16 protein-coding genes and 1 pseudogene are annotated in these 19,566 nt (G+C 36.3%); 2 read left to right on the top strand and 15 right to left on the bottom strand.

All coding sequences use genetic code 11. The annotated features are described in order from the left end of the window. Positions 1–8: 8 nt before the first annotated feature. The 13 genes and pseudogenes from BKH41_RS02450 to ribD all read right to left on the bottom strand — a co-directional run bounded on the left by BKH41_RS02450 (position 9) and on the right by ribD (position 13,957). Entirely contained in the window at positions 9–1,010 is a 1,002-nt protein-coding gene (locus tag BKH41_RS02450; RefSeq protein ID WP_095296846.1) for a hypothetical protein, read from the bottom strand. Continuing rightward, positions 1,010–2,905 (bottom strand): methionine--tRNA ligase, encoded by a 1,896-nt coding sequence (gene metG, locus BKH41_RS02445; RefSeq protein ID WP_095296845.1) that lies wholly within the window; start codon positions 2,903–2,905, stop codon positions 1,010–1,012. The genes BKH41_RS02450 and metG overlap by 1 nt, the downstream gene beginning before the upstream one ends. A gap of 66 nt (positions 2,906–2,971) precedes the next feature. Next, on the bottom strand, positions 2,972–4,123 hold the full coding sequence (locus tag BKH41_RS02440; protein WP_095296844.1) for a glycosyltransferase: 1,152 nt from the start codon (positions 4,121–4,123) through the stop codon (positions 2,972–2,974). After that, on the bottom strand, positions 4,095–4,820 hold the full coding sequence (locus tag BKH41_RS02435; RefSeq protein ID WP_143428684.1) for a prepilin-type N-terminal cleavage/methylation domain-containing protein: 726 nt from the start codon (positions 4,818–4,820) through the stop codon (positions 4,095–4,097). The genes BKH41_RS02440 and BKH41_RS02435 overlap by 29 nt, the downstream gene beginning before the upstream one ends. Continuing rightward, a complete protein-coding gene (locus BKH41_RS02430; RefSeq protein ID WP_095296843.1) occupies positions 4,817–6,076 on the bottom strand; it encodes a glycosyltransferase family 39 protein in 1,260 nt (419 codons plus the stop codon). Before BKH41_RS02430 ends, BKH41_RS02435 begins: the two co-directional genes overlap by 4 nt. After that, positions 6,076–7,287, bottom strand: coding sequence for a threonine ammonia-lyase (gene ilvA / locus BKH41_RS02425; protein ID WP_095296842.1), 1,212 nt, complete (start codon positions 7,285–7,287; stop codon positions 6,076–6,078). Before ilvA ends, BKH41_RS02430 begins: the two co-directional genes overlap by 1 nt. Next, on the bottom strand, positions 7,284–7,508 hold the full coding sequence (locus BKH41_RS10065) for a CoA-binding protein (RefSeq protein WP_257875384.1): 225 nt from the start codon (positions 7,506–7,508) through the stop codon (positions 7,284–7,286). The genes ilvA and BKH41_RS10065 overlap by 4 nt, the downstream gene beginning before the upstream one ends. Before the next feature lie 40 nt (positions 7,509–7,548). Continuing rightward, positions 7,549–7,692: pseudogene (locus BKH41_RS10060) on the bottom strand (CoA-binding protein); the annotation flags it as partial. 1 nt (position 7,693) lies between these two features. Continuing rightward, a complete protein-coding gene (locus BKH41_RS02415) occupies positions 7,694–8,602 on the bottom strand; it encodes a DMT family transporter (RefSeq protein ID WP_095296841.1) in 909 nt (302 codons plus the stop codon). Between the two features lie 332 nt (positions 8,603–8,934). After that, positions 8,935–9,690, bottom strand: coding sequence for a HugZ family heme oxygenase (locus BKH41_RS02410; protein ID WP_095296840.1), 756 nt, complete (start codon positions 9,688–9,690; stop codon positions 8,935–8,937). Between the two features lie 126 nt (positions 9,691–9,816). Then, entirely contained in the window at positions 9,817–12,207 is a 2,391-nt protein-coding gene (locus BKH41_RS02405; RefSeq protein WP_095296839.1) for a heavy metal translocating P-type ATPase, read from the bottom strand. Next, positions 12,204–12,959 carry a methyltransferase gene (locus BKH41_RS02400; protein WP_095296949.1) on the bottom strand — a complete coding sequence of 252 codons (756 nt, stop codon included), beginning with the start codon at positions 12,957–12,959 and terminating at the stop codon, positions 12,204–12,206. Before BKH41_RS02400 ends, BKH41_RS02405 begins: the two co-directional genes overlap by 4 nt. After that, positions 12,941–13,957: a bifunctional diaminohydroxyphosphoribosylaminopyrimidine deaminase/5-amino-6-(5-phosphoribosylamino)uracil reductase RibD gene (gene ribD, locus BKH41_RS02395; protein ID WP_095296838.1), complete on the bottom strand. Its 1,017-nt coding sequence runs from the start codon at positions 13,955–13,957 to the stop codon at positions 12,941–12,943. The genes BKH41_RS02400 and ribD overlap by 19 nt, the downstream gene beginning before the upstream one ends. A 206-nt stretch (positions 13,958–14,163) precedes the next feature. Here ribD and BKH41_RS02390 point away from each other — a divergent pair, with 206 nt between their 5' ends. After that, the gene (locus BKH41_RS02390; RefSeq protein WP_095296837.1) at positions 14,164–15,630 is read left to right on the top strand and encodes a SulP family inorganic anion transporter; all 1,467 of its coding nucleotides are present in this window, start codon (positions 14,164–14,166) and stop codon (positions 15,628–15,630) included. A 33-nt stretch (positions 15,631–15,663) separates the two neighbouring features. Here BKH41_RS02390 and gltS read toward each other — a convergent pair whose 3' ends face one another. Then, complete coding sequence (gltS, locus tag BKH41_RS02385) at positions 15,664–16,896, bottom strand: sodium/glutamate symporter (RefSeq protein ID WP_095296836.1); 1,233 nt, start codon at positions 16,894–16,896, stop codon at positions 15,664–15,666. 156 nt (positions 16,897–17,052) lie between these two features. Here gltS and BKH41_RS02380 point away from each other — a divergent pair, with 156 nt between their 5' ends. After that, positions 17,053–18,252 carry a saccharopine dehydrogenase family protein gene (locus tag BKH41_RS02380; RefSeq protein ID WP_095296835.1) on the top strand — a complete coding sequence of 400 codons (1,200 nt, stop codon included), beginning with the start codon at positions 17,053–17,055 and terminating at the stop codon, positions 18,250–18,252. A gap of 86 nt (positions 18,253–18,338) precedes the next feature. Here BKH41_RS02380 and BKH41_RS02375 read toward each other — a convergent pair whose 3' ends face one another. Next, entirely contained in the window at positions 18,339–19,511 is a 1,173-nt protein-coding gene (locus BKH41_RS02375) for a class I SAM-dependent methyltransferase (protein ID WP_095296834.1), read from the bottom strand. Positions 19,512–19,566: the final 55 nt, after the last annotated feature.

Genomic DNA, 19,566 nt, shown 5'->3' with positions numbered 1-19,566 from the left:
GATTTTCTTTAGAACAAGGGCAATACAGGGTCAATATGAGGTGCCGTTAAAATCTCTTGCAAATCGGCTTTATTTAACCCCAAAATAAGAGCAAAATTATAATTTTGCATCCTAAGTAAATCACTAAGCTCAGCTTGTTCGTGGTAAATTTCATTTTGAGCCATCACATCAAAAACCCCTTCATAACCTTTTGGCAAAAACAAAATCATTTTTCCCCATTTTGCATTAAGCGCAATATAAGCGACATATTTTTTAAATTTCTCAATATCATTTTCAGCAATCACAACACGATCAGTTTGACCATAAGCAACCAATTTAGCACGGGCATTGATAAAATTAGGTTGCATATAAGATATGGAAGAGAAATTTTTTAATTCAAAGGCTATTTTATGAATCGCACACATTTCAATGACGCTACTGAGTTCGGGTAAAAATAAACTTGGAAGCTTCAAATCATATTGTGCAAGCTTATAATTGATTTTGGTATCAAACAAAGTCGCCACAACTACCTTAAAAGGTTGTTCTTGAGGTAAAACCGTCTGCGTGTATTGGAACAATAATCCCAAAAAGGCTTCATTTCTAATCACAATGCCTCTCAAATTAGAATTACTACCTACAAGACTCAAAAGTCCTTCCAAATCACCATCGAAAAAATCAATTGAAGTATCCGTAACGATTTGAAAAGCGATCTCATATTCAATTTCAGAAACGAAAAAAACTTCTATTTTGTCGCTTAAAAATCGATAGCGGATCAAGCGAACTATCGCATCCTGAATAGAACTCACCTTAATCCAAGCAATCTCCCCATCAACCATCTGGACATATTTGTCATAAACAACTCCATAAGCCCCCAAAGCAATAGCACCATCAATCTCATCAGGATTTTTGGCGATAAACAAACAACCTCTTTTGACTTCTGAAATTTTTGTCGCTACGCCATTAAAAGAACTGATCGCAGGCGTAGTTGCCAATTCTCCATTGATTATTTCGACGGCTTCATTGACTCTCACTAACTCACCTTACTCCCGTTCGTTTTTTTATCTGATGTACAAAGAAGGGAAAGCCCTTTCTCATCTTTAGTAGCAAGTACCATTCCCTCACTCATTTCACCCATCAGCTTAACACTTTTAAGATTGGCAAGCACACACACTTGAGTACCAATCAAATCGTGTGGCGCATAAAATTTAGCAATGCCTGAAACAATCTGTCTAAGCCTACCCTCACCTAAATCAACTTGAAGTTTGAGAAGCTTATCGCTTTTGGCAATCTTGGTAGCTTCTATAATAGTTCCTATCCGGATATCAAGCTTAGAAAAATCCTCTATGTTAATTAAAGTCTGCACATCTATTGTTTTTGACTTTTCAATCTTGGCCTCTTCCATCTTAAAAGAATCAATTTTTGGAAATAAGGGATCGATTTTTTCAATGGTAAAATCTTGTGGCAATTCTTGATTTAAAATCAATTTTTGATAACTTTGATGTGAAATTTCTATTTTCAAACAATGGGCAATTTTAAGAGCTGTAGCAGGCATTATCGGATAAAGACAGAGGCTTGCCTTCCCAAGAATAGTAGCCACCAATCCCAAAAGTGCCAAACATTCTTCTTCTCTATTTTGCTTGATAAGACTCCAAGGTTCGTATTTACTGATTACCCCATTAGCAAGCACAAACGCTCTCCAAAGTTCTTCAAGATACCTACTAAGCTGCATTTGTTCCATCAAAGGAGGTAGTTTTCCCAAAATATCGTTTAAAAATTTGAGTTCGGCCTGATAGTATTTGGTAGTATCAGCTAAAGAGATTTTTAAATTAAAATATTTTTCACTCATTCCTATGAGACGATTCACAAGATTTCCCAAATCATTGCTCAAATCAGAATTAATCCGATCAACAAGGGCTTTTTGCGAAAAATCACCATCTTGCCCGAAAGGAACTTCTCGCATCAAAAAATACCTCAAAACTTCAACCCCATAAGCTTGTGCCACCTCTTTAGGATCAATCACATTACCGATACTTTTACTCATTTTCACGCCATCTCTAGTCCACCACCCGTGCGTATAGATATGTTTAGGCAAATCTAATCCCAAACTCATCAAAAAAGCAGGCCAATAAACAGCGTGAAACCTTAAGATATCTTTTCCTACAATATGAATTGGGTTTTTCCAAAAATCCATTTTTTTCTCATCGCCCCCATAACCCAAAGCACTCACATAGTTCAGCAAAGCGTCCAACCAAACATACATCACGTGTTTAAAATCCCCAATACTCTCAGGTAATTTAATGCCCCATTCAAAGCTTGTTCTTGTAATAGAAAGATCATTGAGTCCATTTTCCACAAAACGCACCACTTCGTTTTTTTTATGCAAAGGCAAGATACAATCAGGATTATCCTCATACCACTGAAGCAATTTTTCCTGATACTTGCTAAGAGCAAAAAAATAACTTTCTTCTCGCAATATAATCGTATCTTTTCCACAATCAGGGCATTTTCCTTGCACTGCTTGAGTTTCTGTAAAAAAACTTTCACAACTCACACAATAACGACCTTCATATTCACCTTTGTAAATATCACCTTTCTGATACATTTTTTCAAATGCTTTTTGAACGCTTTGACAATGATAATCATCAGTAGTTCGAATAAAACAATCATAATCAATCCCAAACTCATCCCAAAGATTTTTAAATTTGGCACTAATTTCATCGGCGTATTCTTTTGGTGTTTTTCCTTTCGCAAGAGCAGATTGCTCAATTTTTTGACCGTGTTCATCTGTTCCTGTGAGAAAAAATACTTCTTCCCCTAAAAGTTGATGGTATTTTTTCAACATATCCCCGATCAAAGTCGTATAAGCGTGTCCTATATGCGGGACATCATTGACATAATAGATCGGCGTGGAGATAAACGTCTTCATTCTTTTCCTTCGGAAATTTTTAGGTTTTAAATTATAACAAAAACTTTATTGTTCAATCATTTGATCCTAAATCCCTAAAACAGATTCGATAATCCTAATTATTTTAGGCTTATTGGTCTGCAAACTTAACTCTAAAGCACTTTGAGAAGAAGCAAGTTTGTAATTCCAAATACTTTTTTTGTCCATCGCATTTAAAACGCTTGCTATGCTTTGAGGGTCAAAATCTAAGGCACTCTTCCCAATCCCTTTATCTGAAATCAAAGCTTTGATTTCAGGTGATGGGTAGGAAACCACGCACAATCGGGATTGGATATATTCAAAAAATTTATTGGGCAAAGCATTAATATTATTAAAGCCGTTTGGGGGCAAAGTAATAATACCAATATCAAAACGATTGCAAAAAGGAATGATATCCTCCATTGCTACAGGCGGTAAAAAATTCACATTGGGTAATTTTTTCGCTTCAGTTTGAAGACTCTCCAAAAAACCTTTTTGGTTGCTAAGCCCCATTATATTTAAACAAAATTTTGGATCCAATCTTTTAGCAATTTCAAGTAAATTCTCCGAATTTCTATCAAAACTTAAAAATCCGTGATAAATAATCTGAATCTTATGAGAGGTTTTAGAAGGCAAAAGAGGATAAAAAGGTGGGAGAGAGTAAAACGCTTCGCAAGAAATTCCAAACACTTCTTGATACTTTTTAGCGATTCTTTCATTCACACTGATTGCATAATCAACTTTTGGCAAATACTCTTCACATAAATGAGCAAAAAATACCCCAAAAGTTTCCATCCATAAAGCATCATTTTGGTATTCAAGCGGGTAATACTCCCGCAAATCAACCAAAATCTTAGTATTTGAATGCCTATGAACATACCGCGTTGCAAAAGGCAAGAGCGGAATATCTTCAACCACAATCAAATCAAGATCGGGCAAGTTCGCCAAAATTTCTGTAATGATCTTGCGATTAGAGGTATCAATCAATGCATCAAAATTTTTATTTCGGCAATGATTTAAAATCGCCTCATTCTCTTCTTTAGTGCGTTCTTTAGATGTTTTGGATGCTGGGAAAGAAAAACACTTGACGCCTTTTATTGTTGCACATTCTTTAGCAATACAAAAAATTTCATACTTTTCTTGCAACATTTGGACAAGTCGAAATGGTCTAGGACGCTTCATCACATCAAAATCACAAAGAATAGCTATTTTTCGTTTCACAATCATTTCCTTTTTGAAGCAAAAAAGCATACCCGCTTGGCAAAACACAAATAGACTTACTTTTCCCTCTCTTTTCTAAAATAATTTTGAAAGAATGTGCCAATCTTATTCTTTCCTTGTTGCAATAAGGGATTCCAAAACGATCAAAATAAATTCTGGCTCCTCTTTTTTCTTTGCAAAAACCATCTGATTCTATGCGCAAATTTTCCAACCCATAGACCTCGTGAAGCCGAACAAAAACACTCGAATTATTTTTACATTCATCTGAAATATTCGTATTATTATAGCCGCTCAAACATTTTCTATCCCCGCCTCCAATCGCTATAATATCTCCATCCATAGGTCTCCCATCATAATCAGTAGTGGGAGCAAAGCGTGGGGTATCCACATAAATACTGTAACTAATGAAAGTATATTTCCCACTCAAATGAAATTGTATCTGCCACATCGGATTTTTTTGTATCAAAGCATTGGGATTAATACTTCTAAATCGGCTTACAAGCGAATGAGTCTGCTTGATATGGGTATAAATCAAATTATCATTTAAAGCCAAATGACGGGTATAAGATATATGCTCAAGCAAAGAATTTGCAGCCATCAAAAGCGTTGCATCTGTTTTTGGAAAAGCAAAAAAAGCAAGAATGCTTGCCAATAATAAAACAACCATAATTTCAAGCAAACTAAACGCTGCCCTCATTTATTTATCTTGATAATATTATATGAACGGATATTTCTTCCCATATACTCTATCCCAATATCTCCTTTAGCGCCATTTGGAATCTTAATCAACCTCAATTCCTTGCCCTTATTAATACCATAAAATTGGAGTCGAAGCGCAAGTCTTTCATCTTTTGTATAAATAGCATTGATCCCGTATTTTTTTAATGCATTCGCAAGCTCTTTAACCACATAATAGCTAGAAGCAAAGTTATCTTTGGCACTAAAAAAATAACTCCATTTATTTCCAAACAAAAAAAGCGTTTCCAAAAGCAAAACCGCAAAGACTAGAAAAAATCTCATCTTATAGCGTGTTCGAAAACGAGGCAAACGAATCCTCATATCATTAAAAAAACTTTTAATCATAACAGGTAGCCCCACGACACTCATAGGAACAAAAATCTCAGAATCAATATTTTGGCGAATCGAAAGCAACAAAGCAAACATCAAACTTGTCACACTGATATAAGTCATCAAATTATTTTGATGTTTGGTAATGGCCCAATAAAGCGTGTAATTATAATAAACAAACAAAAAAGGAGAGAAAAGCATTGCCATTTCACCCAAAATATCTAAAAAATGACCCTGCGGCCTACCTCTGATATCCAAATCAAACAAATGCATATTGATAGCAAATCCGCACAAGCAATAAATAATTGTCTTTGGCATTTTATTTTTTATGGCATAAAATGTCACTGCCAAAAATAATACACTTGAACTGCTATCTGTAAAAATACTCACAAATAATAGAATATAGGGGATTTTTTTATATCTGATATTGATATAGCAAATCAAAAGCGAAACAAAAATAATCAAACCGCTTTTTACCAATAAAACCGCACTGAAGTTGATTCCAGGAAGCATTGCATAAACCAAAACAGCAAAAAGGCTATCAGTAGGCTTTTTAAGATAATTTCTACTGATGGCATAAACTAGAAGCATATTTAAAAAATGGATAACAACAAAAGGTCCTCTTAAGGCATAATCATTTTGTCCAAAAATCCCCGTACTCAGCCTGACCAAATCAAAAACAAAATTTTTTTCATAAAAAAACCCGTAAGCTTCCTTATAACTCACAGACATTTGGCTGATCATCAAAAATTGCAGACAAACACTGCAAAAAGCAATCACTAAAAAGAAAATATCAACAATATCAAAAGCACGTTTGGTTTGACTGTGCCTCTCTAGCCAAAATCTCAAATACAAAACAATCCGTTGAAGCGTTTCTGAACCCATCAAAAAATCTCGTTAAATTTATACCCACATTCCAAAAGCTTGAATCGAATTTGCTCCTTATGTTCTCTTCCTTTTGTCTCTAAAGCCATCGTTACACTCGCATCTCCATAATCTAAATTGGTACTCACTCGATCATAATCAATTTGAACAATATTTGCTCCCACTTGGGTCAAAATATCTGTGAGTTTCTGAAGACTGCCGGGTTTATCAATTAAAATCACTTTAAATTTCATCTTGCGATCTGATTTCAACAATCCTTTTTCAATGATCAGATTCAACATCGTTACATCAATGTTTCCCCCGCTAAGCACTACGCCGATTTTATCTGTCGGCTTGAGATCAATCTTTTTGTGCAAAAGAGCTGCAACAGACGCAGCCCCTGCACCTTCTACGACTAATTTTTGATTTTCGAGCAGATATAAAATGCCACTAGCTATTTCCTCATCATCGACTTCAAGAATATCACTCACTCCATCGCAAATATAGTGAAAATTTTTTTCATTCACATCTCTTACAGCTATTCCATCAGCAATTGTACGGACAAAATCTGTCTTTTGAATATTTCGTTGTTTGAAGCTCTCCCTCATTGCTGGAGCGCCCTTTGCTGTAACACCAATCACTTTAACATCAGGTTTCAACGCTTTATAAGCACTTGCAATACCTCCTATCAACCCTCCGCCTCCAATAGGGACTAAAATCATATTGAGTTCAGCCTCCTCTTCCATCATCTCAAGGGCAATACTTCCTTGACCTGCCATCACTTCATCATCAGCAAACGGATGGATAAACTGAAGCTTTTGTTCTTGAGATAACTTGAGTGCATAAGCATAGGCTTCATCATAATTATCGCCAGCCAAAATAACCTCTGCGCCCAATCTCTTTGTTGCAATGACCTTAAGCAACGGAGTGGCTTCAGGCATAACAATGACAGATCGAATATCAAAATAACCCGCAGAATAGGCCACGCCTTGAGCGTGATTTCCCGCAGATGAAGCAATGACACCCTTTTCACGATCCTGTTTGGACATACTTGCTATTTTATTGAATGCGCCACGTATCTTAAATGCACCTGTTCGCTGAAGATTTTCCTTTTTTAAATAAATCTGAGCGCCGACTTCTTGACTCAATCGAGGAGCAAAAGAAAGCGGGATAGCCTCAATAACGGACTCTATTCTTGAGCGAGCTTGTTTGATTTTTTCTAAAGGGATCATATTTTGCCTCCTACTAATCTTTGGTGTTCAATTTTAATGCATTTGTTTTCGACCACACTGATACTTTCGGATTCTAGCATATCTTTTGCTTCTTGATTTGAAATTCCTAACTGCATCCAAAAGATCTTTGGCAAAAATCCCGATATTAAAATTTCGCGTGCAATTTGAACACACGACTCGCTTTTTCGAAACACGACAACCCATATCTGGTTTCTCTTCATTTAAAGCCAAGCTAATCTCTCTATAAACTTTCTGCCCTAAAATCATTTCTTCTTTGGGATAAATTGGAACAATGCAATAATTTGCTTCCAAGAGATATTTTCCTACCTGATGGCTGTCTTTGGTTTCATTAGGACTCAAACCAATAATTGCAATTTTTTTGGTTTCTTCTAAGATTGATTTCATATCAAACATTTTTTATCCTTTTGATATCGCGCAAAAACACCGGAAGAGCAATTAAAACTCCTGAGATTAAAATCAAAATTATTCCAATCCCGCTCATCAAGTCTGGAAAACGATCTCCTAAAAATAATCCCAATAATACCCCCCAAACAATACGACTATAATCAATCGGCGCCACAATTCCAGCTGGTGCAAGCATATAAGCACGCGTTAAAAACTGCTGCCCAAATGTACCTGCCAATCCCATTGCTACAATATAAATCCATTCTAACCCACTTGGAGAACTCCAACCATTTGAGAGATGAGGGATATTGATAAAAATACCCACACCTCCAATCAAAGTCATCGTAATCCCAAAGGCAAATACAACGCTTTTTTCATCAAAATAATCTCTTAAACTTCTTAATGTGATAAATGCCAAAGCTGCACTCACGCCACTAAAAATTCCTGCAAATATATTTTTGGCTTCTAACCCTCCAACGCTTGGATTAGAAATACAGATTACCCCAATAAAACCAATAATTGTGGCAAATATTACCCCAATCTTGGGTCGCTCCTTTAAAAAAATAATTGAAAAAATTACCGTATAAATAGGGACACTTTGAGCAAATGCCGTAGCTGTTCCCAAAGGAATGGTAGCGATGTTATAAAACAAAGCAAGCATACTCAAACCCCCAATAACGGCACGAAATATTAACTTTCCCCATCCGCCTTTTTTCTTTCCTTTATTGTTCGGGGGAGAAACACTAAAAATTCCAAGTACAAAAATTACCATCACAAAAGATCGAAAAAAGATATTTTCCATCGGCGAAAGTTGGGGAGATAAAACCTTGACAAAAGCGTTCATCAAAGCAAAACTAAACGATGATGCCGCCATATAAAAAATCCCTAGACTGGTTTGGGAATATTTCATCACTATCCTTGAAAAAAACTATTCAAAGTATAAAACATTTTTTTATTTTTGAGCCTTAAAATTTTAGTCTATTTTTAAATATTTTGAAGAAAAAACTTAGCTAAAATTTCATCATATTTCATCAATATTTATAGCGGAAATAAAAATAAATGCTCAGGTAGAAGAAGCCTGGCATTTATTAAAAGGAAGATAATGCGAAGTTAAAGCAATGGGAGACATTGCTCTAACTAAAATCACGATTTACAAACTAAACAACCAAACTAAAGGAGACCCTCACCACAACCACACCTACTCTCCTTTAATTTTTAACGAAACAACTAAACAATTAAGAATTATTTTTTAAATTTATGTGGGTTACCTTCACCTCCTATATAGCAAATTTTACCATCAAGAATATCATAGGCTTGTCCAAATCCTTTGACAAACCTGCCGTTCCCAAAATGAAGAGCGACAAGATGAAAATCCATCATATTTCTGATTGTTTTAATGCCTCCGGCTCCGCCGGTATCTGCAACAAAGCTATCAAAAACTTTTTCAAATTCTTCACCGCGTGCAACAAAACTCACTTCTGTTTTATAACGCAAGCGTTTTCTTAAAATAACGGATTTTGCTTTGGATTCATCTTCAAGAAACATCACCTCAACATTTTTTGGATTTGCTTTTAAACTCTCATAATGTTCGCTCACTTCGCTGATATAAATATAATATTTTCCATTATTCTTCAAAAGAGGAGCATAAGAACAGACTACCTTGCCTGAAGGATGAAGACTTGAAATCACAACTGAACCAAAACCATCTATAAATGCTTCAATTTCTTTTTTTACAGAAGCAATATCAAGTGTTTTTGGAACACTTTGACAAAGCTCTATGATGGCATTTCTCAAACCCTCTTTCATATCAGAAACTTTTTGAGGGAATTCAACCCTGAAACTTTTACCATCATCATAACCAATGTCCATACCCATAGCATCAACGTTTAAAAGCTTGGTATTTTTCGGATCGGTAATCTGACCAAATTTTTTTAAAAGTCCTACTAATTCTGACTGATGATGGTCATTCATATGATTAATCACACTTTGGAATTCCATTTTTTCTCCTTCGGTTTTTAATGACCGATACTTTAACGTTTGTTTTTAAATTGAAGAATTATAAATCATCTTAACTTAAATAAATATAAAAAATAGTAATTATTATCATTTTATTAATTAAAAAATCTATTTTCGAATGCGCAAACTGTTTAAAACAACCAAAAAAGAGCTCGCACTCATACTGAGTGCAGCAATAAGAGGAATCACAAATCCCGCTATTGCCAAAGGAATCATCAATGCATTATAAATAATACTTAAAGCAATATTCTGTTTAATGATCTTGTAAGTTCTTTTGGAAATTTTAAACGCTTCTAAAAGTGTGGAAAGTTTATCATCAAGCACAACAACATCTGAAGAGGCAATGGCAATATCACTGCCCGCCCCCATAGAAATCCCTACATCACTTTTACCTAAAGCCAAAGTATCATTAATACCATCTCCAACCATTATCACGATTTCCCCTTTCTGATGGCAGTTATCCACAACCTGACCTTTTTCTTCAGGCTTTAAAGAAGCTTGATAATTTTCAATTCCAAGTTCTCTAGAAACCTTTTTTACAACCGCTTCCCTATCTCCGCTGAGTATCTCAATTCCCACTCCAAGCTTTTTTAATGCATCAATAAAATCTTTGGCTCCCTTTTTCAATTCATCCCGAAGTAAAAATACTGCCATCAACTCTCTTTCAATGGCGTATCCAAACACCATATTTTCATCAAGTCCATCGATTTTAGGAATTTTCACACCCTCTGAATGTAGATATTCCAAACTCCCGCCATATAGTCTTTTTCCTCCGCTAATCCCTTGAATCCCCCTTGCACAACTTTGAGAAAAATCATTGATTGAACAATCTGACTTCCCCAAAAATTTAGCGATACTTTGAGAAATAGGGTGTTTGCTTTGAGATACAAAAGCACTCAAAAGCTTTTTGTCAAATGCCTTAAATCCTAAAATATTAACAACACCGGGTTCTCCTGCACTCAGAGTGCCTGTTTTGTCCAAAAGAACCTTATGTGCCTTTGCCATACTTTCCAAAAAAGAGGCTTCTTTAAATACCAAGCCTTTTTTATAAGCCTCCCCAAGACCTACAACTGTAGCTATCGGAGTAGCCAAAGCAAGAGCACAGGGACACGAAATCACAATAACAGAAATTGCTATGATCAAAGAATGCTCAAACGAAGCACCTCCAAGATAATGCCAACCAAGAAAACTCAATGCACCTATACCTAAAACAGCTTTTGAAAAATGCTGCGAAAGCGAATTCGCAAGTGTTTGGATATGAGGCTTATGAGCAATACAATCTTCTAAAAGCCTTACTAAACGACTCATTAAAGAATCCTCAAATGGTTTAGAAACCCTGTAAATAAAACTTTTATCTGTATTTACATAACCCGAAAAAATTTCCTCTCCAGCTTGTACTTTCAGAGGCAACGATTCTCCATTTAAAGCCCTCGTATCTAAAAATACCTCTTCCCCTATTAAATATCCATCTAGTGCCAAAGATTCTCCAGGCAATACCTCAACAATATCTCCCACTTTTACCTCTTGAGGCATTTTAGCAATCCTTTGAGAATCTTCTAGGATAATCACGCTATTTGGTATTTTTGAATTGAGTTTGTCTAAAGCATCTCCAGCAGCTCTTTTGGATTTGATTTCTAAAAATTTTCCCGCAAACACAATGGTAATAATCATCGCCACTGATTCAAAATACGTTTCACCAATCCCGCTTAATGCTGCATAAACAGAATAAAAATAAGTCAAACTCGCCCCCACACATACCAGCAAATCCATCCCAACAAAACGATTTTTCAAACCATAATACGCCCCGACAAAAAAAACCTTGCCCGTATAAAACAACACCGGTGTGCTAAGAAAAAAAGAAACTAAGTTCAAAGCATTTTTCATCTCTTGGGTAATACCTAAAAAATACCCCGCATATTGGGCTACAGCTATCCACATAATATTCATCGTGCAAAAAATCGCTACAATGAGAGCAATATAATAACGCCTGCGTTCTTTTTTAGATTTGATTTCTTGAATCTTAGGATCATATGCATAGGCATCATAACCGATAGAACGAATGAGAGATATAATTTTTGAAGGAGTTATTTTTGAAGGATCAAAAGTAATTTTCACTCGATTGTTTGTATAATGAACGCTTGCATCATAAACACCCTCTTGGGCATTCAGAATTTTTTCATTGAGCCAAACACAAGCTGCACAATGAATGCCTTCCAAAATTAAAGAAATTCTAGAAAGTCCATCTTTTGTGTAAATATATTTTTTTGCAAAAGCAGGAGTATCAAAAGAAGTCAAATCTTCCCTTTGAGCTTTTTCCCCTACAGGCGCAAGCGTATTTTGTCCCAACTTGTCATAAAACCCATCAAAACCACTTTGTTTGAGCAAAAAATACACGCTTTCACATCCATTGCAACAAAAATACAAATCTTCTTCCCCGATCTTGGAATGCTTTAATGCGCTATCAGGATATTCTAAATGACAATGTGAGCAACGTTTCATTGAATTTTTCCGCTCAAATTTTGCGGTAAATCCCTAGAATATACCTTAATGCTATGCGTATTTGCTCTCTGATAAATCTCCTTAACCTCTTTGGTGTTGTCTGTTTGGAGTGCGGAATTATGCGTAAATAAAGGCGGTAGAACCTTCAAGCTTGATTTTGTATTTATACGAGCTCTACATAACATCAAACTTGCCCCTTTATCAAGACGGGGATGTATAAACCGCATCACTTCAGCATTAAATCCCACTGCTTTCAAAGTATAAAAAACCCGATGAGACTCCTTAGCATCGTAACAAAATATAAAGCTTCCATTGGGTTTTAAAACTCTTTTTACCTGCTTGCAAAGTTTTTCAAAAGGTAAAAATTCTTCATTTCTAGCCATCTGAATCCGAGGATTTTTTGGCGCCACTACACCAGCTCTATAAAATGGAGGATTAGATATTACAACATCAAATTTTTCAGAAGTTTTATATTGCAAAAAATCCTCACAAATAACTCTTGCTTCTACCCCTGCACTTTTTGCATTGATTTGAGATAAACTAGCACTCGCCTCATCAGCTTCCACCATCACAAGGCTAGCCCCACTTTCTTTCGCACAAAGCAATCCAATAACCCCGCTTCCTGATCCTATCTCCAAAATACAAAAAGATTTTTTCAAAAAACCTCTAGCAAAATCATACAAAAACAAACTGTCACTATTGTAGCAATACCCATCGTGGAGCTGATAAATTTTCAGCATCTTTTTATCCATAACAATGCATCATTTTCCAATTTTTGAGTATAAAGAAGTTCCCCTCCCCATTCAAAACCCGCTGAATGCACACCCATTTTTAAGGTCGGGGAAAAATGCACCAAAACCATATCTATTTGCGAATTTAAACTTTTAAAAAGCCTCCAACCGCCCTCAATAATATTAAAACCAGATTCCAATCCCAAATCCGATATGCTATGGCATATTTTTACTTCACGATCAGGAACACTAAAAAGTGGGATATCAAGATCAAACTCAGATTGAGAGGTTAAAATCCGCACATTAGGCGCCTTTTTTCCATAATCTTTTAGTGCATATCTTGAATCCAAAGTCGGTCTGTCCTCTCTAAGCGTTGCTCCAGAAACTATCAATGCATTTGCTACACTGCGTTGATTGTGAGTGAATTCCCTAGAACTCAATCCTGAAATGATCCCGCTTTTGTAATCCCCATTAAGACGTTGAGCAATTTTAAAAAGATTAAAACGCCCATTTTCTTTCTGGCACAAAAAAGGATAAAGCATTGCATTGCATTCCTTTTCTAAAATCCCTAGTCTCACTTCAATACCAGCATTTAAAAGCCTTTTAGCACCTCCAAATGCCTCCGCCTGTCTCTCCATAGCACCCACGATGACTCTTTTGGGTCTGATAATTTCTAAAAGTTCTGCACACGGAGGCGTTTTTCCATAATGATTGCACGGCTCAAGCGTAACATAAAGACTACAATCTTTAAAAATACCCCGATGATTTTTCGCCAAAAAATAATGAATATCATTTGAAGTTTTGGCGGGACAAACTTGATTGCTCAATTTTTCATAGGCGACTTTTAAGGCATTCACTTCAGCGTGAGCCGTACCGCTTTTGGTATGAGCACAAACTGAAAGCACTTCGGTATTTTTTTCGACTACCATTGCACCTACAGCAGGATTAGGAAGCGTAAGAGTCTGATATTTCCAAGCTTCTTCAAGGCATATTGACATCAACCGTTCATCACCAAACATTCATCTCCTTCGATAAAATAATTTTATCATAAACTCCCCTATGGATTGCAGAGGTTTGGATTTTTGAATTCAAAAAAGAAAAATAAACTTTTTACATTTTTGAATCGTGATATAATACCGCCTTTAAAATTTCTTCACGTGGTTATTCAGCAAATTCCCACTCGAATTATCAATTATGACAAATTTAAAATCTGAGAGGAAGATAAATGCATTATCGATTGATCCGAACAAAAAACGATATGCTCTCCGGAGCAGTCGTAGCCGTTGCCCTCATCCCTGAAGCCATCGGATTTGCTCTTGTGGCAAATTTTGATCCCATCATAGGGCTTTATACGGCTTTTATTTTGGGACTTATCACAGCTATTCTTGGTGGTAAGCCTGGAATGATTAGCGGGGCTGCAGGCTCTATGGTTGTTGTTATAGCAAGCCTTTCGCTCAGCCACGGGTTGCAATATGTCTTGTGGGCAAGCATTTTAGCAGGTATTTTTCAAATCCTCATCGGTATTTTTCGACTGGGTAAATTCATCCGTTTTGTCCCCCAACCCGCAATTTTTGGATTTGTAAATGGATTAGCCATCATCATTGCAATGAGTCAATTGCAGTTTTTTAAAGGAGAAGGCATATCTATGTATGTGCTAGTTGGAATTACAATGGCAATAATGTTTATTCTTCCACGCTTCAGCAAAATCATTCCAGCAGGATTGGTTGCAATTGTCGGGTTGGGATTGATTTCTTATTTTTTACATTTAGATACTAAAAGTGTTGCAGATTTAGGGAATATGAGTGGCACACTCCCGCATTTTGGAATCCCGCAAGCTCCACTTAATTGGGAAACCCTTAAAATCATCTTGCCCTATTCGATTATTTTGGCATTAGTCGGATTGATTGAAGCGCTATTGACACTCTCAGTCCTTGATGAACTTGGAGGCAAACGAGGAAACAGCAATCAAGAATGCATTGCACAAGGTATAGGGAATACAACTTGCGGGTTTTTTGGCGCGATGGCAGGATGTGCAATGATCGGTCAAAGCATTATCAATTCTACTTCTGGGGGAACAACCAAGCTTTCCTCAATTACAGCAGCAATTTTACTGATTGTCTTTGTAGTCAGCATTCCTGGAATTATTGGCAAAATTCCTATTGGTGTTTTGGTAGGAATTATGTTTATGGTCTCAATCAAAACTTTTGAATGGGCAAGCCTCTCTAGGTTAAAAACAATGGGCAAACCTGATGCTTTTGTGCTTATTGCCGTCACCATCATCACTATTTTTGCCGATTTGGCTATTGCTGTGATTATCGGGGTCATTATTTCTGCACTTGTGTTTGCTTATCAAAACGCAAAAATCAGATCTGTGTGTAAGATTCAAGAAGATGGGACAAAAGTATATGAGCTTGAAGGTCCTCTATTTTTTGGCTCAAGCACAGGTTTTGCAAATGATCTTTTTGACCCTAAAAATGACCCTCAAAACGTCGTGATTGATTTTGGTAAAACTAGAGTAATGGATAGCAGCGGGGTTGAAGCGATTGATAAAGTCGCAAAAAAATACATTTTAGAAGGCAAAAAACTTAAGCTTCGCCATTTAAGCCAAGATTGTAAAAAAACCTTGCATTTAGCGCAAAAATACTGCACTTATGAACTTGATGACCCTGATTATAAAGTCGCTCTAGACTGAATACATCTAGAGCATTCTAAAACACTATCAAATTCAGTGAGTAAAAAAAGGAAGATATAAAAATCCGTTAATAACCAAAGCATTGACTAGATCGATAAAAAATGCCCCTACCAAAGGCACGACAATAAAAGCTACGTGAGAATACCCATAATGATTGGTGATAGTCTGCATATTTACCATAGCTGTAGGCGTCGCTCCAAGCCCAAATCCGCAATGTCCGGCTGCAAAAACAGCTGCATCATAATCTTTGCCACAAAATCTAAAAGTTACAAACACCGCATAAAGAACCATTACAATCACTTGACATACCAAAATTACCACCATTGGTAATGCCAAAGCCACAAGTTCCCAAAGATTGATAGTCATCAATGCAAATGCTAAAAATAAAGACAAACTCACATTCCCAAGCACAGCAACCTCACGATCAAAAACCTTATGAATATTGAGAGCAGAAAGCATATTTCTTAGAATAACCCCCACGAAAAGACACCAAACAAAAGTTGGCAATGTAAAACTCGAATAATTTTTGACCCATTCAGAAATAGTTGTCCCTAAAAGCAATGCGACTGCAATCAATGCTAAAGACTCCACAAAACTCGAAGCTGTTATTAAGCGTTCTTTTTTAGGCGACTCAAATCCAACTGGATGGACGTCTTCTTTCCCATCAGCTTCAGAATTTCCAGGAGTCTTTAAATGATATCTTTTAATCAAATATCTTGCTACTGGTCCGCCAATAATTCCTCCGCTGATAAGTCCAAAAGTCGCGCACGCCATTGCCACCTCCATTGCCGGAGAAAAATTGTAAGGAGCTGCTTTAAATACCTCTGCCCAAGCTGCTCCGGTTCCGTGACCTCCGCTCATTGTGATAGAGCCTCCAAGCATTCCCATCAAAGGATTCACACCCATTGCTTCAGCCACTGCCACGCCAATGATGTTTTGCAAAAATAAAAGCCCTACAACAATAACTAAAAATACCGCCAACATCCTGCCACCTTTTTTTAAAGAAGCAAAATCAGCGCTCAGGCCAATAGAGGTGAAAAATGCCAACATCAACGGATCTTTTAGAGAAGAATCAAATTTTAATTCAAAATGACAAAACTTATAAAAAACCAATACAAGAAGTGCTGCCACAACGCCCCCAACCACAGGTTCAGGAATGTCATAATCGCGCAAAAACTTGACCTTTTTAATAATCAAGCGTCCTAAAAGCAACACTGCTACCATACATACTAAAGTCGCATAAACATTAAAATTCATTATCTGCATTATTTTTCCTTCTTCACCATAAACTAAAATTGATCTTAATTCTATGAAACTTTAGCTTAAACTACATAAAATTTTCTTTCAAATAAAAAGTTACTTAGATTCAAGCATTTTAATCTTATAATTACAAAAATTATTCAATATTCAGGAGTTAATATTATGAATACAGTCTTACAAATAGGAGCAGGTGGCGTAGGCGGAGTTGTTTCCCATAAGCTTGCAATGAATCGAGAGGTCTTTGCAAAAATTATTTTAGCAAGTAGAACACTTAAAAAATGCCAAGAAATTGCTCAAAGCGTTCATTCAAAGGGTTATGGAGATATTATCTGTGAAAGTGTGGATGCAGACAATGTTGCAGCACTGATTGAGTTGATCAACCGATACAAACCCAAGGTCGTCATCAATGTTGCCCTACCTTATCAAGATCTCACCATTATGGAAGCCTGTCTTCAGACTAAAACCCACTACCTTGATACTGCCAATTATGAACACCCTGACACAGCAAAATTTCAATACAAAGAACAATGGGCGTTTGGGAAATCCTACAAAGAAGCCGGAATTTTTGGTCTTTTGGGGTCGGGTTTTGATCCGGGTGTGACTAATGTATTTTGTGCCTACGCTCAAAAACATTATTTTGATGAAATCTACTCGATTGATATTTTAGACTGTAACGCAGGGGATCACGGCTACCCTTTTGCAACAAACTTTAATCCTGAAATCAATCTCAGAGAAGTTAGCTCCAAAGGTAGATACTGGGAAAATGGCAAGTGGATAGAAACCGAACCAATGGAAATTATGCAAGTATGGGCATATCCTGAAATTGGGGAAAAAGATTCTTACTTGCTTTATCACGAAGAACTTGAATCGTTAGTAAAAAACATCAAAGGTCTGCGTCGCATCCGATTTTTTATGACATTTTCACAAAATTATCTGAACCATATGCGATGCCTTGAAAATGTTGGGATGCTTAGAATTGATGAAGTAGAGCATAATGGAACAAAAATTATCCCCATTCAATTCCTTAAAACACTTTTACCCGACCCTGCAAGTCTTGCAGGCAGAACAAAAGGCAAAACCAACATAGGTTGCTATATTCAAGGAACTAAAAACGGGCAAGAAAAAACGATATATATATATAATGTATGCGATCACGAAAAATGCTATCAAGAAGTCAATTCTCAAGCTATCAGCTACACCACAGGCGTACCTGCGATGATAGGCGCAAAGCTTATCTGTGAAGACAAATGGGGAATCAATTCTATAGGTTCGGGAGTTTTTAATATGGAAGAACTTGATCCCGATCCTTTTATGGAAGAATTAAATAAACAAGGATTACCTTGGAAAGTTATCGAGAGATAAAATCCCTTTTTGGGCTTTCTTTAAGTCTCTTTAATAGTGATACAAGCTCAAGAGACATCTAAACATAAAAATATTCAATTCTACTTTTAGCAATAAATATAATCTTTTGTCAATGGTAAATCGTTATTCACACTATTTGTCAAAAGTAACTGAAACAAATCTACACTACCAACTCTAAATGCAGAGGCACAACTATTCAAATAAAGACCCCACATACGAATAAATCTTTTGTCATCCCTATATTTTTGAGGAATTTTGTCCATATTGCGATTAAAATTCTCATACCATATATCAAGGGTCTTAGCATAATGAATTCGCAAGCTTTCAGCCGTCAAAAGATGAAAATCTGATTCACACATAATCGAAATCACTTCTCTTAAAGAAGGCAAATAGCCACCAGGAAAAATATATTTATCTATCCACGCATTTGTATCGCCTTCAAAACAACACATAATTGAATGCAACAAAAACATCCCCCCAGGCTTGAGAACCTCTTTTACCTTTTTAAAATAAAGCGGGATATTTGCCTTTCCAACGTGCTCAAACATCCCTACACTTACCACTTTATCGAATTGATATTGTTTGCCATCTAAATCCTGATAGTTTAACAGCTTGATACTTACCTTATCTTCAAGTTTTGCTTCTTTAACCCGCTGTGTGGCAGCCTTATACTGCTCCTCACTGATAGTTACACCTGTCACATTCACCCCATAAGTCTGAGCCGCACGTATAGACAACCATCCCCAACCACAACCGATATCTAAAAGTTTTTCACCACTTTTCAAATCAAGTTTTTTAAGAGTATGATCAAGCTTTTGAATTTGGGCTTGATAGAGAGAATCTTGAGGGGTCTTGAAATAAGCACACGAATAACTCCAAGTCTCATCAAGCCAAATAGAATAAAAATCATTTCCCAAATCGTAATGGCTTGAAATATTCGACTTCTCCTTTGCACTACTTTGCATCGGCGTAGCATTATCGTGCTTATGCAAATCTTCGTAATTAGTATGTAGATACAATACTCTAGCGACCTCATCCATAGAACCTTCAATGTCAATTACCTCATCCATATAAGCTTCTGCAATTGTTAAAGACATATCTTTTTTCAAATCACTCAATTTCAAGGGACGATTGATTTTGATAGTAAATTTAGGGGGATTTGACCCATTTTGGTAAGTATCTCCATCCCAAAATTTCACCATATAATCTCCGATTTTCCATTTTTTCAATGCAAGTTTTAATAATAGCTTCGAAAACATCTAGCACCTTTTTGACAAATTTGTACTAATTATAACACTTTGGTTTTAAAATATT

It is taken from the genome of Helicobacter sp. 12S02232-10 (assembly GCF_002272895.1).
Classification (GTDB): Bacteria; Campylobacterota; Campylobacteria; order Campylobacterales; family Helicobacteraceae; genus Helicobacter_J.
The sequence above is the reverse complement of the archived record's forward strand: the minus strand, read 5'-3'. Positions and strand labels throughout refer to the sequence as shown.

What these genes read in the sequence shown, in the direction of transcription:
- gltS (WP_095296836.1), bottom strand. Translation starts at nt 16,896, where the DNA reads ATGCAGATAATGAATTTTAATGTTTATGCGACTTTAGTATGTATGGTA.
- BKH41_RS02410 (WP_095296840.1), bottom strand. Translation starts at nt 9,690, where the DNA reads ATGGAATTCCAAAGTGTGATTAATCATATGAATGACCATCATCAGTCA.
- metG (WP_095296845.1), bottom strand. Translation starts at nt 2,905, where the DNA reads ATGAAGACGTTTATCTCCACGCCGATCTATTATGTCAATGATGTCCCG.
- BKH41_RS02435 (WP_143428684.1), bottom strand. Translation starts at nt 4,820, where the DNA reads ATGAGGGCAGCGTTTAGTTTGCTTGAAATTATGGTTGTTTTATTATTG.
- BKH41_RS02415 (WP_095296841.1), bottom strand. Translation starts at nt 8,602, where the DNA reads ATGAAATATTCCCAAACCAGTCTAGGGATTTTTTATATGGCGGCATCA.
- BKH41_RS02405 (WP_095296839.1), bottom strand. Translation starts at nt 12,207, where the DNA reads ATGAAACGTTGCTCACATTGTCATTTAGAATATCCTGATAGCGCATTA.
- BKH41_RS02375 (WP_095296834.1), bottom strand. Translation starts at nt 19,511, where the DNA reads ATGTTTTCGAAGCTATTATTAAAACTTGCATTGAAAAAATGGAAAATC.
- ribD (WP_095296838.1), bottom strand. Translation starts at nt 13,957, where the DNA reads ATGTTTGGTGATGAACGGTTGATGTCAATATGCCTTGAAGAAGCTTGG.
- BKH41_RS02390 (WP_095296837.1), top strand. Translation starts at nt 14,164, where the DNA reads ATGCATTATCGATTGATCCGAACAAAAAACGATATGCTCTCCGGAGCA.
- BKH41_RS02380 (WP_095296835.1), top strand. Translation starts at nt 17,053, where the DNA reads ATGAATACAGTCTTACAAATAGGAGCAGGTGGCGTAGGCGGAGTTGTT.
- BKH41_RS02430 (WP_095296843.1), bottom strand. Translation starts at nt 6,076, where the DNA reads ATGGGTTCAGAAACGCTTCAACGGATTGTTTTGTATTTGAGATTTTGG.
- BKH41_RS10065 (WP_257875384.1), bottom strand. Translation starts at nt 7,508, where the DNA reads ATGAAGAGAAACCAGATATGGGTTGTCGTGTTTCGAAAAAGCGAGTCG.
- ilvA (WP_095296842.1), bottom strand. Translation starts at nt 7,287, where the DNA reads ATGATCCCTTTAGAAAAAATCAAACAAGCTCGCTCAAGAATAGAGTCC.
- BKH41_RS02400 (WP_095296949.1), bottom strand. Translation starts at nt 12,959, where the DNA reads ATGGATAAAAAGATGCTGAAAATTTATCAGCTCCACGATGGGTATTGC.